Consider the following 16147-nt stretch of genomic DNA (forward strand, 5'->3'; position numbering starts at 1 on the left):
CCATGTTCCGTGCGCCGTTCTGGCGTGCGGTGACGGCGTGCGCCGTCATCGTGATCTCATTGATCGTCACCCTCGCCGCCGCTCCCCGCCTGGGCCTGGACCTGCGCGGCGGCACCCAGCTCGTCTTCGAGACCAAGAGCACCCCCACCGTCCAGGCCGACGCCGCCGCCACCGACCGCGCGCTCAACGTGCTGCGCCAGCGGGCCGACGCGCTCGGCGTCGTCGATCCCACCCTGGTCCGCTCCGGCGAGCGGCGGATCATCGTCGAGCTGCCGGGCGTGCTCGACCCGCGCCAGGCCGCCGAGGTCATCGGCCGTACCGCGCAGCTCGCCTTCCACCCCGTGCTCGGGGCCGCCGAACCCGGCGACAAGGAGGCGCTGCGCGACGAGAACGGCGGGCTGCTCAAGCTCGGCCCCGCCGCCATCACCGGCGACGGGGTGCGGGACGCCGCCGAGCAGAGCGATCCCCAGCGCGGCCCAGGCTGGTGGGTGAGCCTCGACTTCCGCGAGGAGGCGCCCTGGCGCGAGCTCACCGGCGACGCGGCCTGCCAGCCGCAGGACGACCCCCGGCGCCGCATCGCCATCGTGCTCGACAAGGAGATCATCTCCTCGCCGCCGCTCGACGCCTCCATCCCGTGCGGCGCCGGGATCCCCGGCGGCAGCGCCCAGATCACCGGCTCCTTCACCCACGAGGAGGCGCGCGACCTGGCCGTGCTGATCAAGGGCGGCGCGCTGCCGGTGCCGCTCGACCTGGTCGAGCAGCGGACGGTCGGCCCGACGCTCGGCGCGGCGGCCATCGACGCCAGCGCCAGGGCCGCGATCGCCGGGCTCGTCCTGACCGCCGTGTTCATCGTGGCCGTCTACCGGCTGGCCGGGCTGCTGTCCGTGATCGCGCTGCTCTGCTACGGCGCCATCTCGTACGCGGCGCTGGTGGCGATGGGCGCGACCTTCACGCTGCCGGGACTGGCCGGGTTCGTGCTGGCCATCGGCATGGCCATCGACGCGAACGTGCTGGTCTTCGAACGGGCCAGGGAGGAGTACCAGCAGGCGCCGGGCCGCGGCCTGCGGGGAGCGCTCGACCGGGGGTTCAGGAACGCCTGGAGCGCCATCGCCGACTCCAACGTGACCACCCTGATCGCCGCCGGGCTGCTGTTCTGGCTGGCGTCGGGCCCGGTCAAGGGCTTCGGCGTGACGCTGGCCGTCGGCGTGCTGGCCTCGCTCGTCTCGGCCATGCTGATCACCCGCGTGCTCACCCAGGCCGTCATGGGCCGCGTCTCGCCACGCGTGTCCGGGCTCGGCTCCCCAGGCTCCGTCAGGACCTGGCTGACCCGCAGGAACCCGCGGCTCATGCGGCACGCGAAGCTCTGGCTGGGCATCGCGGGCGGCCTGGCGGTGGTGGCCGTCGCCGGGCTCGTGGCGCGCGGGCTGAACTTCGGCGTCGAGTTCACCGGCGGCAGGCTCGTCGAGTTCGCCACCTCCAGGCCGATCTCGGCCGACGCGGCAGGGGAGGCGGTCGCGCGCGCCGGATTCCCCACCGCGGTGGTGCAGGCGGGCGACGACGGCGTCTCCGTACGGGCCGCGCGGCTCGGCCTCGACGAGGTCGCCCGCATCGAGCAGGCGCTGGAGGCCGAGGCGGGCGAGGTGACCAAGCGCAGCGAGGAGTTCATCGGGCCCAGCCTGGGCGAGGAGCTGCGCCGCAACGCGCTCGTCGCGCTCGGCGTGGCCGTGGCCCTGCAGCTCGCCTACCTGGCCGTCAGGTTCAGGTGGACGTTCGGCGCCGCCGCCGTGCTGGCGCTGCTGGTGGACGTGGTCGTGGTGGCGGGCCTGTTCGCCTGGCTGGGCAAGCCGATCGACGGCGTGTTCCTGGCCGCGATGCTGACCGTCGTCGGGTACTCGGTCAACGACAAGGTGGTGGTGTTCGACCGGGTCAGGGAGCTGTGGGCGGCCCGCCGCGGCGAGCCGTTGTCGGCGGCGGTGAACGGCGCGATCCTGCAGACCATGCCGCGGACCGTGAACACCGGCCTCGGCGCGCTGTTCATCCTGCTCGCGCTCATGGCCTTCGGCGGTGACTCGCTGCGGGACTTCGCGATCGCGCTGGTGGCCGGGATCGTGACGGGCACGCTGTCGTCCGCGTTCGTGGCCGGGCCCGCGGCGATCCTGCTCGGCCGCTTCGACCGCCGCCCGGCCCCCGAGCCGGCCAAGCCCCGCCCCGCCCGGGATCCCCGGGGCTCGGGAGCGGTGGTCTGACGGCGATCCGGCCTCCCGCGACCCGTTCCGGGAGGCCGGAGCACCCGCGCCCGGCCGCAGACGCCGATCCGGTCGGGCGATCTTTCGGATCTCGGGCTTTCCCGATCCGAGGGCTTCCGTGACCCGGCGCGGGGAACAGGTTCGGCATGGAGGTGCTGAGCAGTCGCGTGTTGTTGCATCCCCGCGACCCCACGCGCAGCCGCCGCTTCTACGCGGAGACGCTCGGCCTGGCCGTCTACCGCGAGTTCGGCCCGCCCGACCACCCGGGCGTCGTCTTCTTCCTGGGCCAGGGGTTCCTGGAGCTCTCCGGCTGCGAGCAGGAGGCGGCCGGGCCCGCGATGCGGCTCTGGCTGCAGGTGCGCGACGTGGCGCGGGAGGAGGAACGGCTGCGCGAGGCGGGCGTCACCGTCCTGCGCGAGGCCCGCCAGGAGCCGTGGGGGCTGATCGAGGCGTGGATCGCCGACCCCGACGGCCACCGCATCGTCCTGGTCCAGGTCCCGGCCGACCACCCCCTGCGCCGCGACCCCCGCTGACCGGAGCGCGCCCATGACCGCATACCGCATCCTGGCCGTGGACGACGACTGGGCGATCCTGCGCGCCCTCTGGCGCGGGCTGCGCCTGGAGGGCTTCGCCGTGGAGACCGTCGACTCGGGGCCGCTCGCCCTCGACAGCGTGGACAAGTCCCCGCCGGACGCGATCGTGCTGGACGTCACCATGCCCGGCATGTCGGGCGTCGAGGTGTGCTCCCGGCTGCGCGCGGCGGGCACGCGGGCGCCGGTGCTCATGTTGTCGGGCCGGGACCAGGTGGACGACCGCGCGGCAGGCCTCGCGGCGGGCGCCGACGACTGCGTGCTCAAACCGTTCGACCTGTACGAGCTGGCCCTGCGCCTGCGCGCCCTCCTGCGCCACACCGCCCCGGCCACGCGCACCGCCGTCAGGGTCGGCCCGCTGCTCCTCGACCCGGCCGCCCGCAGGGTCACCCTCGGCGGCCGGGAGCTCGACCTGACGCGGCGCGAGTCCGGCCTGCTGGAGGTGCTGGCCCGCAACGCGGGCATCCCCATGTCCCGCGCCCTGCTCCTGGAACGTGTCTGGGGGTACGACTTCGAGGTCGACGCCGGCCCGCTGGAGACGCTCGTCGGCCACCTGCGCCGCAAGCTGGAGGCGGGCGGGGGCCCGCGCATGCTGCACACCGTACGCGGATCGGGCTTCATGCTGCGGGAGCCCTAGCGGACCAGAGGGCCGTCAGCCGGTGGGGTCCTGCTCGTCCTCCAGCAGGTCGAGGTCCGGAGGCACCAGCGTCGTCGACTCCACCAGCCCGCGCAGCAGGTTGTGCAGCAGGTTGTCCGACGGGCCGCCCGCCGTCCTGTCGTGGGTCAGCGGGTACGGGAAGCCGCCCGCGTCCAGGCGGCGGCGCACGGTCTCGATCCGGTTCTCGATCCTGCGCTCCCGCCAGTCGCCGCCGGGGCGCAGGTAGGCGAGCTGCTCGGCCGCCTGCCGGTACGACAGGGGGCGGGGGCCCTCCTCGTACAGCAGGTAACGCTGGCCCAGGACCACCAGCAGCAGCCGCTCGTCGTCGTCCAGCGGCCACCTGCGCGGCGGCAGCGTCGCCGCCCGGCGGCGCGGGGCCCGCTCCTCGTCGTGACCCGTCACGTACAGCTCCACCAGGTGCTCACGGAAACCCGACCCGCGCACGAACACCGGCGTGTAGCCGGGCGCCAGCGGGAACGCCTCGGTCGCCGCGTGCATCAGGCGGCCCCGGGGGAGCCGCAGGAGCTGCTGGCCGGTGTTCCGCAGCCACCAGCGCTGCCTGCCGAAGGTCAGCTCGCCGTGGCGGCGGCTCACCCACAGGTCGTCCTCCCCGACGCACACGTCCACGTCGGGCCGCTCGCCCCTGCCGAACCGCACGGTCAGGCCCGGCCTGGGCGGCACCTCGACGCCGCCGTTGACGCTGCGGGCGTGCAGCGTGCCCGGCGGGGCGGGCGCGACACCTCGGGCGAGGCTGTCAGGGACGTCCATCGCACTCCTCCCTTTCCTGGCTGCCGGCAGCCAGGGCCTCCGGCGCTTGCGGCCTCCATCCTGCCCGGCCCCGCCCGGGACCCTTCCCGGAAGCAGCCTGCCCGCCTGCTCGGGGCCTCTCCCCGGCGCAGCCTGCCCGCCTGCTCGGGGCCTCTCCCCGGCGCAGCCTGCCCGCCTGCTCGGGGCCTCCCCGGCGCAGCGTGCCCCGCCTGCTCCGGGCCCCTCCCGGACACAGCGTGCGCGGCCTGCCGCGAGGCTCCTGACGCGGCGCGCCCGGCCGCTCCCGGCCGCCCCCGTGCGGTCTCATGCGCGGCGCAGGCGGGCCGTCGCCGCGCCGGCCAGGTGGGTGGCCATCCGGCACAGCCGCTCCGCCGGGCGGGACCCGCCCACCAGGACGAGCAGGGTCTCGGCGGCGGTCCGGCCGTGCACGTCGGCGTAGGTGCGGTGGACGACCTGCACCAGGCAGGCGCCGTCGCCCTCGCTCGCCGGCCGGATGTAGGCGGGCAGCCCGTTGAGCCGTGTGGACGTCCCGCCCGCCGCGTCCGGCGGCCCGCCCCGGTCGAACGTCAGGTCCAGCCAGATGTCGCTCGTGGTGCTCTCCCACTCGCAGTCCCACCCGCCGTAGCCGCGATCCGGGTCGGCGGCGTCGATCCCGGGCACGACCTCCAGGGCCCGCGCGGTCAGCAGGGTGCAGGCGTCCTGCCGGGCCAGGGAACCGGCGGGGAAGCCGGGGGAGCGGCGGGCGAGCGGGCCCTGGTTGAGCGTGCGCACGGCGTCGGCGGTGGCCGCGTCGGCGATCTCGCACAGTGGCGCCTCGCCGTCGTCGTCGCGCTTGGCCGTGACCGTGATCGTCATGTCGGCGACGCCTTCGAGCACCAGCGTGCGGTTGCACGCGTGGCTCTCGCCCGGGTCCGCGACGACCGTGACGATGCCCGTGGTCCTGGTCGCCTTCGCCTGCTCCGGTGGCGGGTCGAGGTCGAGGTCCACCCTGACGTCCACGACCGCGTCGGACGGGGGGCTGACGAGGACGTCGCAGCGGTCGAAGTTGCCGTAGTCGGGATCCAGCTCGGTCCTGCCGAACCGGCCGAGCGCGGCGGGGCGCAGCAGCGCGCAGGGGTCGGCGGTGCGCCGGTCGCCGATCACGTCCTGGGCGGGTGGTGACGTTCGCGGGCTGCCCGAAGGCGTGCGCCCTGCGACCCGCCCGCTCTCCGTGCCGCCAGCACCCCGACCAGCGGCCCCAGGCCGGCGTCCAGCGTCACGGCCCCTCGGGCGGCCTCCCGCACGGAGACGAACGCCTCCACGGGATCAGCCGGGCGTTCCAGCCCGGCCTCTCCGGCGTGCCCGGGCCGGCGCTCGCGTCTGCGGGGCGGCTCGCCGGTGACCAGCGCGTACACCGTGGCGCCGAGCGAGAACACGTCCGACGCGGGCTCCGGCTGCCCGCGCACCACCTCCGGCGCCGCGTAGTCCGGCGTGTAACCGACCGCGCTGTTCGGGGTGATCGTCTCGACCCCGCCCACCCGGTACGCCGCCCCGAAGTCGGCCGGCTTGGCGGCCCCGTCGCCGGTGACGACCACGTTGCCCGGCTTGATGTCGCAGTGCACGACGCCCTCGGCGTGCAGGGCCGCCGGCGCGCCGGCGAGCTGGGCCCCGATCCGCGCCGCCACCCCCGGCGCCAGCCCCGGCCGGCCCTCCAGGCTCCCGCCCGGCACGTGCTCCATCACCAGCCACGAGGCCGCCCGGCCCCGCACGGCGTGATGGAGGGTGACGACGTGCGGATGGCTGAACCTGGCCAGGGCCCGCGCCTCGGCCCACAGCCGGCCGGCGCCTGCCGCGCCGTCCACGGTCGTGCCCGGTCGTGCTCCCTCCGGCCGGGGCCACCGTTGCACGAAGCGCACGACCAGAATCTATCGAGTGAGATCTCGGACACGCAGCGTTTCCCCGGGACCGGTCCCGGCGCGACCGGCGCACACTGGGCGCGCCGACAACCGCAGAGCAAGGAGGATCATGCCCCCCACGATCAGGATCGCCGCGCTGGCAGCGGCGGCTTCCGTCGCCCTCGTCCCGCTGGCCGCCCCTGCGGCGTCCGCCGGCGCCACCGCCAAGCCCGGCCTGCGCGCCTGCTACGACGGCACGTGCAGGCTCACCCTCACCAAGGGCGTCTCGTTCCGGGTCAGCTCACGCTTCGGCATCACCAGGCTGGCCATCACGTTCACCTCCACCACCGTCCGGGTGAAGGGCACCGGGACGGGGGTGATGTCGCAGGCGTTCCTCGGCGAGGGCTCGACGGGCTCGGTCAACGACATCGGTGTGCGCGTGGTCTCGCTGTCGCCCGGGAAGGCGGTGCTGCGGCTGACCGCCCGGCGCTGATCACGGCTCGCCGAACGTGTCGCGCAGGAGCAGCACGGCGATGTCGTCCGTGCGCCGTTCGATCGTGGCCGGCTCGATGAGCGTCTCCGCCAGGTCGTGCAGGGGCTGGCCGGGCGCGGGCGCGAAGCGGCCGGCCAGGGCGGCGATGGCGTCGCCGAGGTCGCGGCCCGGCTCCTCGATGAGGCCGTCGGTGTAGAGGGTCATGACCGCGCCGGGCTCCATGGGCAGGGTGGTGGTGGCGTACTCGGCGTCGGGGTCGATGCCGAGCAGCAGGCCGGGGGAGGTGTCGACGACCCGGGCCGGGGCGCCGGGCCTGCCCAGCACCGGGGGCAGGTGCCCGGCGCTGGCCACGCACGCGGTGTGCCGCGCCAGGTCGAAGCAGACGTACAGGCAGCTGGTGAAGCGGTCGGGCGCGAGCTCGACGAGCAGCCGGTTGGTGTGCGCGAGCACGTCGCCCGCGCTGCCGCCGGCCGCGGCGTGGGCGCGGATGGCGGTGCGCACCTGGCCCATGAGCGCGGCGGCGGTCACGTCGTGCCCCTGCACGTCGCCGATGACGGCCGCGGCCCTGTTGTCGCCGAGGCGGATCAGGTCGTAGAAGTCGCCGCCGATGTCCATGCCGGGGGTGGCGGGGACGTATCTGGCGGCCACGTCGAGGCCGGGGATCCGCGGCAGCTCGTGGGGCAGCAGGCTCGACTGCAGGCACTGCGCGAGCTGGTGCTTGACGTCGTAGAGCCGGGCGCGCTCGAAGGCCTGGGCGATCAGCCCGGTGAGCGCGGTGAGCGTGGCCCGCTCCTGGGTGCTGAACCGGTGCGGCCGGTCGTAGGCGAGGATGCACGTGCCGATGGGCCGGCCCGAGGTGACCAGCGGCAGGAACGCCCAGGCGCACATGTCGTCGGAGCGGATCGCGTCCGGGTAGGCGGCGCGCAACTGGTCCCAGCTGGAGAAGAACGCCGGTTTGCCCGGGTCGAACGGCCGGCCGGTGGGCGCGACCGGGATGACGGGCCGGCCGTCGAACTCGTCGATGGCCCGCCGGCTGTAGCCGCGCGAGGCGACGACCCGCAGCCGCCCGCCCTTGGAGGTGAGGATGGCCAGCGCCTGCACGTTGTAGACGGGCATGACGTGGTCGGCGACCAGGTCCAGCACCTCCTGGGCGGTCACCGCCCGGGCCAGCGCGGTGGCCAGGAGCAGGATCTCGTGCACCGCGACGACCCGCAGCGTGTGGTCGTCGCCGGTGGCGGGGGCGGGCGAGGAGCCGCGGGGCGCCGCGCCGGGCGTGATGCGCAGGGTGATGCCGGTCAGCCCGGGATACAGGCAGAACGTCAGCTGACGGCCGTCGGGGCCGTGGGTGGCGAACTGGGTGGTCTGCCGGCCGATCACGGCGGCGCGGTAGCGGTCCTCGTACGAAGGGTCGGCCAGCCACGGCAGCACCTCCCACAGGCGCCTGCCGAGCAGCGTGGACGGCGCCAGCCCGAGCAGGTCGGCGGCCGGGGCGCTGACCAGCGTCGCGCGCCCCTCCACGTCCAGCATGCAGTAGCCCTCGGGCAGCCGGTTGAGGCACTCCAGGGCGACGAGGTCGGCCCGCGGGTCCGCCGGGCGCACGGGCCGCGGGCCGAGCAGGCGCGGCTGGGAGCCGGCCCTGATCGGCCGCCCGTGCCGGGCGGACTCCTGCACCAGGTCGCCGATCGCGGCGCAGGCCCTGTCGATGATGTCGCGCTGGCGGCGGGGGAGCTCGGAGTCCTGCCCGGCCGGCCACAGCAGCATGAACCCGCCGCGCACCCCGCTGTCGGAGCAGATGGGGGACAGGACGGCCGCGAACGGGTACGGCAGCGCCAGCGCCGCCGCGGGGAACTCGCGGGCCAGGTGCTCGCGCCCGCTGATCCAGATCAGCCGCCGCTCGCGGACCGCCACGGAGATCGGCACCGGGTCCTTCGTCCTGACCCTGGACCAGGCCCTGGCGATCGGCGCGGGCAGCCCGATCTCGGCGGCCATCTGCAGGATCTGGCCGGTGTCGTCCAGGAGGTAGACGGCGCCGATGTGCGCGCCGGAGCTGACGACGACCTCGGTCAGCAGCTTGTCCAGGCGGGACGAGCCGTTCGCCGCGCCAGGAGCCGGGACGTCCTCCTCCCGCACCGCCTCAGCAGGCTCCGCTCACGTACGGTGAGCGTGCCATCCACGCGAAACCTCCCATACGGGCAGGTTACACGTGAACGCGTAGTGATTTGGTTACGTTCCGCCAATATGTGTGAAGAGGTGGGCGCGCTCCTAAGGGCTGGGCGTGGGCTCCCCGGCCCGGGAGTCGGGCAGTTCCAGGGCGCGGCCGAGCAGCAGGTGCATGTGGTCGCGGAAGCGCCGCAACTGGTCCTGGTCCTCGACGCCGCGCCGGTAGCCGCTCCCGTTCAGCACCCCGCTGAGCACGAAGCCGTGGATGCACCAGACCATCGTGTACGTGGTGTGCACCGGGTCCGCGCCGGCCGACTCGGCCAGGGTGTCGACGCCCTCCACGATGTACTGCGTCAGCGGCTGGGCGTTCTCGGCCTCCAGGTCGACGATGTCGCTGGCGTCGGACAGCCAGCGGTGCATCCACAGCGCGGGCATCTCCGGATGGGCGATGCAGAAGTCGAGGTAGCCGTCGATGAAGTCGTGCAGCGCCCGGGACCTGCGCTCGGGCGGGGCCGCCATCAGCGCGTCGACCCGCGGCGTGATGGCCTCCGCCAGCAGGTTGCGGGCCTGCTCCATGACCGTCAGGTAGAGCTCGCGCTTGCCGGTGAAGTAGGCGCCGAGCTCCTCCTGGCTCACCCCGGCCGCCTCGGCGACCTGCGCGGCGGAGGAGTTGTCGTAGCCGAGCGCGGCGAACAGCCTGGTGGCGGTCCGCAGAATCAGCTCCCGCCCGTCGCCGCCTGCAGAGTCCATGGTGGCGACCCTAGGCGCGAAGGGCCGCCGGACCTATGACTTGATCGACAAGTGCCGGTAAAAACCGTGACCCGGGCGGAGGGGGCTGCGAAACGTTCGCTATCGTGCCGAAAGTTTCGCCTATCGAGTGGAGCCGCCCTGATGTCCCTGTCGCCCCCGTCCAGCCCGCCGACCGGCCGCTGGGTCACCACGTGGACGGCGATGCCCCAGCTCACCGAGCCGGACAACATGCCGCCCCCGCCGTACGCCAAGGAGGGCCTCACCCTGGCGGACACCACGCTGCGGCAGACGCTGCGCGTTTCGCTGGGCGGCCACCGGTTGCGGCTGCGGCTGTCCAACGCGTTCGGGGGAGCGCCGCTCCCGATCACCCGCGTGGCCGTGGCGCTCCCGCGTGGCGGCTGCGCGGGGGTGAGCGGCATCCGGCCGGAGACGTCCCGGCCGGTGACGTTCTCCGGCCGCGCCTGCGCGACCGTCCCCGTCGGGGCGCACGTCGTGTCCGACCCGCTGGAGCTCGACGTGCGCCCCGGCGCGGTGCTGACCGTGACCGTCCACCTCGACCACGGCCTGGCCTCCTCCGCCCTCACCTCGCACCCCGGCTCCAGGACCACCTCCCACCTGGCCACCGGCGACCACGTGGACGCCGCCGACCTGCCCTCCGCCACCCCCGTCGACCACTGGTACCTCCTCAGCGGAGTCGAGGTCCGGTCCGAGCCGGGCGCGGCGACGCTCGTCCTGCTGGGCGACTCGCTCACCGACGGCCGGGGCTCCACCACCAACGCCAACGACCGCTGGCCCGACCGGCTCTTCGACCGGCTCCCGCCCGGCATCGCCGTCGCCAACCAGGGCGCCGGCGGCAACCGGGTGCTGAACGACGGGCTCGGCCCGAGCGCCCTGGCCCGGCTGGACCGGGACGTCCTGGCCCAGAGCGGCGCTCGCTGGCTTCTCGTGTTCGAGGGCGTCAACGACCTCGGCACCGCGCCGGCCACCCGGGCCGCCCAGCGGCAGGTGGTGGCGGAGCTGCTCGCCGCCTACGAGCAGATCGCCGTCCGGGCCCGCGCCCGTGACCTGCTCGTGTACGGGGCCACGCTGACGCCGTTCGGGGGCAGCGACCCGTACGACGACCCCGAGGGGCACCGGGAGGAGGCCCGGCAGGCGGTCAACGCGTGGATCCGCGACGGGGGGCCGTACGACGCGGTGATCGACTTCGACGCGGCCGTGCGCGACCCGGCCGAGCCGCGCCGCCTGTCGGCGGCCTACGACGAGGGCGATCACCTCCACCTCAGCCCGGCGGGCTACCGCGCGCTGGCCGAGGCCGTCCCGCTCACGCTGTTCCGCTGAGCCGCCACGGCCGGAGAGCGGGCGCCCGAGCCCTGCACCGGGCCGGAGCGCCGACGCGCGCCCGCCGGGACGGCGGGCGCGCGGAGGATGCCGCACGGGCGGTCAGCGGGGCGGCGGGAGCGTGTGCAGGTTGCGCGGGGTGACCGAGCGGGCCAGCCGGTACGCCGCCTCGGCGTTCACCAGCCCAGCCCCCGTCGGCCCGTCGTAGCCGTCGCCGGCCACCTGCCCCATCGCGCTCTTGCCCTCGACGCAGTCGCGCGCCGACGCCTTGAGAATGGCCTTGACCAGGTCGGGCGAGAGCCCGGGCTGCGCCTGCTTGAGCAGCGCGCACACCCCGGCCACCTGGGGAGAGGCCGCGCTGGTGCCGCTGATCACGCACCAGCCGTCGTCGGGCGCCGTGCCGTCCTTGGCCGGGTAGCCGGGCCCCGCCAGGCTGCTGTCGATCTCGTCGCCCGGCTCGACGGGCAGCATGATGTAGATCGCCCGCGGCGTCTTGCCGACCAGCCCGCACACGTCGGGCACGTGCCGCCCGGCGTAGATGAGACTGTCGAAGCTGCTGGCGTAGTCGGAGGCCTCCATCCTGAACTCGCCGTTGACCTGCGTCTCGTCCACGAAGACCCCGCCGACGGAGATCACGTCGGGCATCATCCCCGGGAAGGCGACGTGCCCGTTGCCCGCGGAGAAGCAGACGGTGACGCCGCGGTCGCGCACCGCCTCGACGACCGCCAGTTCGAGCGGGCGCAGGAAGTTCGGCAGGGTGTCGAGGCCGGGCAGGTGGTAGCCCCAGCTGTTGGTCATGACGGCGGGCGACAGGTCGGAGGCCGCCTTGAAGGCGAGCGTGGCGTTGGCGCCCATCTTGACGCCGACGAAGTCGACGTCGCGGGCGCTGGCGAAGATGTTCGCCGCCTCGGCGGTGCCGTGCCCGTGCTCGTCGTGCTGCACGCGGGTCGCGTCGGGGGCGAGGGTGGCGTTGTAGTTGTAGCCGTGGTGGTCGTAGAAGGGATGCCGGTAGAAGCCGGTGTCGGCCATCGCGACCAGCACGCCCCTGCCGGTGATGCCGCGGTCGTGCACCGGGTGCGAGCGCAGCAGGAGCGCCACGTCGTCGGGCACCCGCAGGTGGTGGTAGCTCACCCGCGGCGGGATGGGGGAGGCGAAGAAGCGCGGGGGCGGCTGCGGGTAGGCGCGCTCGATGTACGGCTCCAGGTCCTGCGGCATCGTGAACGCCTCGCCGCTCACGTGCGCGAGGTAGGGCACCTGGGCTCCCGCGGTGGCGGTCACGTCCGGCGGGCGGCCCTCCAGCTCGGCCTGGCGCACCTCGACGTGCGTGCGGAAGGTGCTCTCCCACAGCGACCTCGGCCCTTCGGCGCTGATGGAGAAGGTCCCGACGTGCCGTACGGTGAAGCCCTTGGCCTGTAACGCGTTCGCGGTGCGCTCGGCCAGCCCCGGGGCGGGCCTGAGCTCGTCCAGGCCGGCGTTCTGAGTGGCGGAGGACTCGGCGAACATCGAGGCCCCGCTGTCCGGTCGCAGAGCCGCCTCGAAGTAGACGGTGTCCTCCCGGCGCTCGGTCATCGTGGTCATGTCGCTCCTTTGCGAGAGAAGACCGGAACGGCCGTCATGGGGCGTGCAGATCCGGCGGCTCCGCGAAGTGCACGCCGACCACGAGCTCGCCCAGCTCCCCCGGAACCTCCACCTGGGGCAGGCCGAACGCCTGCTCCCAGACCTCCCTGGGCGCGCTCACGCTGATCGTCGTCCCGATGTGGAGCACCTTGAAGCCGAGGCGGGTCAGGGCGGCGGCCACCTGGCTTTGGCGGCCGGGCACCGCTTCGACCTCGGCCGGGAGAATGTCACCCTCAGCGGCCATGTCCCCAGGGTCCACCCCGCTCCACGTTCGCGACACCGGGGGCGACTCAGGGATAACCCCTGCGTTCCATCCCGGGGAGCCGGGGCACTAGACCGACCAGGGGGTGCACCGATGCGGATCGAGGACTACGCGCTGATCGGCGACATGCAGACCGCCGCCCTCGTGGGCAGGAACGGCTCCATCGACTGGTTGTGCCTGCCCAGGTTCGACTCGGCGGCCTGCTTCGCCGCGCTGCTCGACGAGCCGCGCGCGGGCCGCTGGCTGCTGGCCCCCGCCGACGAGCGGGCCACGGCCGAGCGCCGCTACCGGGAGGACACGCTCGTCCTGGAGACCACGTGGGAGGCGGACGGCGGGTGCGTGCGGGTGCTCGACTTCATGCCGCCGCGCGTGGAGGCGCCCGACGTCGTCCGCATCGTCGAGGGCGTGCGCGGCCGGGTCGAGATGCGTACGGAGCTGGCGCTGCGCTTCGACTACGGCAGCGTCGTGCCGTGGACCCGCCAGGACGGCGGAGAGCTGGCGGCGGTGGCCGGCCCCGACTCGGCCTGGCTGGACGCGCCCGTGCCGCTCGACGAGAGCGCGGGCACCACCACGGCGAGCTTCGCCGTCTCGGCGGGCGACCGGCTGCCGTTCGTGCTGACCTGGCAGCAGTCGTGGCTGCCCCGCCCCGCCAGGGTGGACGCCTTCACCGCGCTGGAGGACACCGAGCGCACGTGGACCGGCTGGCTGCGCGACTGCGCGTACCAGGCGGACAGCAGGTACGGCGAGGCCGTGCGGCGCAGCCTGCTCACCCTCAAGGCGCTCACCTACGCGCCCACCGGCGGCCTGGTCGCCGCACCCACCACGTCGCTGCCCGAGGAGATCGGCGGCAGCCGCAACTGGGACTACCGCTACAGCTGGCTGCGCGATGCGTCGTTCACGCTGCGCGCCCTGCTGCGGGCCGGTTTCGAGGACGAGGCCAGGGCCTGGCGCGACTGGCTGCTGCGCGCGGTCGCCGGCGACCCGGCCGACCTGCAGATCATGTACACGCTCGACGGCACCCGCCGCATCCCCGAGTGGCGGGCGGACTGGCTGGGCGGGTACGAGGCCTCCCGCCCCGTGCGCATCGGCAACGCCGCGTACGCCCAGGTGCAGCTCGACGTCTACGGCGAGGTGCTGGACTGCCTCTACCAGGGCAGGCGGGCCGGCCTCTACCACGACGACGCCGCGTGGGACCTGCAGTGCTCCCTCATGGACTACCTGGAGGGTCACTGGCGCGACCCCGACCACGGCCTGTGGGAGATCCGCGGGCCCCGCCGCCACTTCACCCACTCCAAGGTGCTCGCCTGGGTCGCCGCCGACCGCATGGTCCGCACCGCCGAGTCGGGCGACCACGCGGGCCCCGCCGACCGGTGGAAGGCGCTGCGCGAGGAGATCCACCGCGAGGTGTGCGAGCACGGCTACGACGCCGAGAACAACACGTTCACCCAGTTCTACGGCTCGCGCGGGGTGGACGCGGCGCTGCTGCTCATCCCCAGGCTCGGCTTCCTGCCGCCGTCCGACCCGCGGGTGGCGGGTACCGTCGAGGCCGTGCGGCGCGAGCTCGGCAGGGACGGCCTGGTGCTGCGCCACCGCCACGACCTGGACAACCTCGACGAGCTCACCGGCGGCGAGGGCACGTTCCTGGCCTGCTCGTTCTGGCTGGCCGACGCACTGGCGCTGCTCGGCAGGGGCGAGGAGGCGCGCGAGCTGTTCGAGCGGCTGCTGAGCCTGCGCAACGACGTCGGGCTGCTGTCGGAGGAGTACGACACCGCGCACCGCCGCCAGGTCGGGAACTTCCCTCAGGCCTACAGCCACCTGGCCGTCGTGACCACCGCCGCGGCGCTGGATCCCGATTCCCAGCCCTCGAACACGCGACGATAACGATTACCTGTGAAAGTCGTCCCCCAAGATGTCCGCCTAAGCCAACGCATGGAACGCTACGAGCGGCATGCACAGAGTTGGGATCAGGTGAGAATCGGGTGGCAACGACTAGCGGGGGATCGTTCTGGCGCAGGCTCGGCCGGGTGATGGGGGTCACCGCGACGGCCGTGGTCATGGCCGGTTGCGGCACCATGGGCGGGACACAGCAGGGACCGCCGGCGCCGCAGCAGACCAGCGCCGCGCCGCAGACGCAGGCGCAGGCCGCGAGCCCGGCGGCGACCCCGCCGAAGGTGGACGAGGGCTGGCCCCGCTGGGGCTTCACGCACACGGGCGTCAGCGCCAACAACGTCACCCGCGAGTTCGAGCAGGTCGTCGCCGGCCGGCTGGCGGGCACGCCGATGCTGCAGAACCAGCACATCATGGGCTTCGGCGCGCTGAACCCCGAGCCGTACCCCGGGAAGTACTACTGGGAGGACCTCGACAGCCGCATGAACCTCATGCGGCAGTCCAAGGCCACTCCGGTGATCACGCTCTGCTGCGCGCCCGACTGGATGAAGGGCGGCCCCGAGGGCCCCACGGCGGACTCGGCCTGGGCCGAGCACCTGGAGGACGCGCCGTACCCCGAGTTCTTCGACGACTTCGCCAAGCTGTCGGCGGCGGTCGCCGAGCGGTACAAGGACGTCAAGTACTTCATGGTGTGGAACGAGTTCAAGGGCTTCTGGAAGGACCACTCCAAGCCCGCGGACTTCAAGGGCTACACCGAGATGTACAACAAGGTCTACGACGCGGTGAAGGCCGTGCGGCCCGACGCCCGGATCGGCGGCCCGTACATCGGCTTCGACAGCAACGCCGGCGGTGACACGGAGCTGCGCGGCGACTGGGGGGTCGTCAACCAGAACGTGCTCGACGCCTTCAACTACTGGTTCGAGAACAAGAAGGGCGCCGACTTCATCGTCGTGGACGGCGCCTCGGTCACCGACGCGCACGAGCTGCTGCCGGACGAGTTCGGGGCGGTGGCCAAGTTCGCCGACGTCACCAAGTGGCTGCGCGAGAAGACCGGCGACATGCCGATCTGGTGGTCGGAGTGGTACTACGAGCCCGAGGACGGCAGCACGAACTGGGCGGAGCCCAAGCGGCTGGCCGTGCAGGCCGCCTCCATGATCGCCTTCGCGTCCAGCGGCGCCGCCACCGCGCTCTACTGGAACCCGCAGGCCAAGCAGGGCGCGTGCCGGGGCTGCCTGTGGGACCCCAAGAGCGGGTCGGAGACGAAGACGGGGCAGCTCCTGGAAAGCTTCGTCAAGTGGTTCCCCGCCGGTGCGCCGCTCGACGACGTGGCCTCCTCCGAGCCCGGGGTCAGGGTGCTGGCCCAGCCGGAGCAGCTCCTGCTGGTCAACACCACCGACGGTGACGTCACCACGACCGTGGACGGCAAGGAGTACACGCTCAAGGCGTACGAGATCAAGTGGAGCGGCCGCTGACCGTCGCCCGGCCGCCGCGACAGGGGCCGAGC

At 73.9% G+C, this 16147-nt stretch carries 14 protein-coding genes; 7 read left to right on the forward strand and 7 right to left on the reverse strand.

Annotated elements, in window-relative coordinates; translation table 11 throughout:
• The first annotated feature begins 2 nt into the window (after positions 1-2).
• The 3 genes from secD to HD597_RS09100 all read left to right on the forward strand — a co-directional run bounded on the left by secD (position 3) and on the right by HD597_RS09100 (position 3473).
• Positions 3-2246, forward strand: coding sequence for a protein translocase subunit SecD (gene secD / locus HD597_RS09090; RefSeq protein ID WP_253741433.1), 2244 nt, complete (start codon positions 3-5; stop codon positions 2244-2246).
• 146 nt (positions 2247-2392) lie between these two features.
• Positions 2393-2779, forward strand: coding sequence for a VOC family protein (locus HD597_RS09095; RefSeq protein ID WP_253741434.1), 387 nt, complete (start codon positions 2393-2395; stop codon positions 2777-2779).
• A gap of 13 nt (positions 2780-2792) precedes the next feature.
• Positions 2793-3473, forward strand: coding sequence for a response regulator transcription factor (locus HD597_RS09100; protein WP_253741436.1), 681 nt, complete (start codon positions 2793-2795; stop codon positions 3471-3473).
• A 15-nt stretch (positions 3474-3488) separates the two neighbouring features.
• On the opposite strand, the gene HD597_RS09105 is transcribed toward HD597_RS09100, so the two are convergent.
• The 3 genes from HD597_RS09105 to HD597_RS09115 form a co-directional block, all read right to left on the reverse strand.
• Positions 3489-4262 carry an FHA domain-containing protein gene (locus HD597_RS09105; protein ID WP_253741438.1) on the reverse strand — a complete coding sequence of 258 codons (774 nt, stop codon included), beginning with the start codon at positions 4260-4262 and terminating at the stop codon, positions 3489-3491.
• Between the two features lie 303 nt (positions 4263-4565).
• The gene (locus HD597_RS09110) at positions 4566-5405 is read right to left on the reverse strand and encodes a hypothetical protein (protein ID WP_253741440.1); all 840 of its coding nucleotides are present in this window, start codon (positions 5403-5405) and stop codon (positions 4566-4568) included.
• On the reverse strand, positions 5402-6157 hold the full coding sequence (locus HD597_RS09115) for a serine/threonine-protein kinase (RefSeq protein ID WP_253741442.1): 756 nt from the start codon (positions 6155-6157) through the stop codon (positions 5402-5404). Before HD597_RS09115 ends, HD597_RS09110 begins: the two co-directional genes overlap by 4 nt.
• A 109-nt stretch (positions 6158-6266) precedes the next feature.
• Between HD597_RS09115 and HD597_RS09120 the strand changes: the two genes are divergently transcribed.
• A complete protein-coding gene (locus HD597_RS09120) occupies positions 6267-6629 on the forward strand; it encodes a hypothetical protein (RefSeq protein WP_253741444.1) in 363 nt (120 codons plus the stop codon).
• On the opposite strand, the gene HD597_RS09125 is transcribed toward HD597_RS09120, so the two are convergent.
• A complete protein-coding gene (locus HD597_RS09125; protein ID WP_253741445.1) occupies positions 6630-8759 on the reverse strand; it encodes a SpoIIE family protein phosphatase in 2130 nt (709 codons plus the stop codon).
• A gap of 132 nt (positions 8760-8891) precedes the next feature.
• Positions 8892-9539 (reverse strand): TetR/AcrR family transcriptional regulator, encoded by a 648-nt coding sequence (locus HD597_RS09130; protein WP_253741447.1) that lies wholly within the window; start codon positions 9537-9539, stop codon positions 8892-8894.
• A gap of 141 nt (positions 9540-9680) precedes the next feature.
• Here HD597_RS09130 and HD597_RS09135 point away from each other — a divergent pair, with 141 nt between their 5' ends.
• Positions 9681-10877, forward strand: a complete 1197-nt coding sequence (locus HD597_RS09135) for an SGNH/GDSL hydrolase family protein (protein WP_253741449.1) — start codon at positions 9681-9683, stop codon at positions 10875-10877.
• A gap of 102 nt (positions 10878-10979) precedes the next feature.
• Here HD597_RS09135 and HD597_RS09140 read toward each other — a convergent pair whose 3' ends face one another.
• Positions 10980-12455, reverse strand: coding sequence for a S8 family serine peptidase (locus HD597_RS09140; protein WP_253741451.1), 1476 nt, complete (start codon positions 12453-12455; stop codon positions 10980-10982).
• Positions 12456-12489: 34 nt separating this feature from the next.
• Positions 12490-12738, reverse strand: coding sequence for a hypothetical protein (locus tag HD597_RS09145; protein ID WP_253741452.1), 249 nt, complete (start codon positions 12736-12738; stop codon positions 12490-12492).
• Positions 12739-12849: 111 nt separating this feature from the next.
• On the opposite strand from HD597_RS09145, the gene HD597_RS09150 reads away from it, so the two are divergent.
• Together HD597_RS09150 and HD597_RS09155 are read left to right on the forward strand one after the other, a co-directional pair.
• Complete coding sequence (locus HD597_RS09150; protein WP_253741453.1) at positions 12850-14637, forward strand: glycoside hydrolase family 15 protein; 1788 nt, start codon at positions 12850-12852, stop codon at positions 14635-14637.
• A gap of 98 nt (positions 14638-14735) precedes the next feature.
• Entirely contained in the window at positions 14736-16115 is a 1380-nt protein-coding gene (locus tag HD597_RS09155) for a glycoside hydrolase family protein (protein ID WP_253741454.1), read from the forward strand.
• The last annotated feature ends 32 nt before the right edge of the window (positions 16116-16147 follow it).

The organism is Nonomuraea thailandensis (genome assembly GCF_024172165.1).
GTDB classification, from domain to species: Bacteria; Actinomycetota; Actinomycetes; order Streptosporangiales; family Streptosporangiaceae; genus Nonomuraea; species Nonomuraea thailandensis.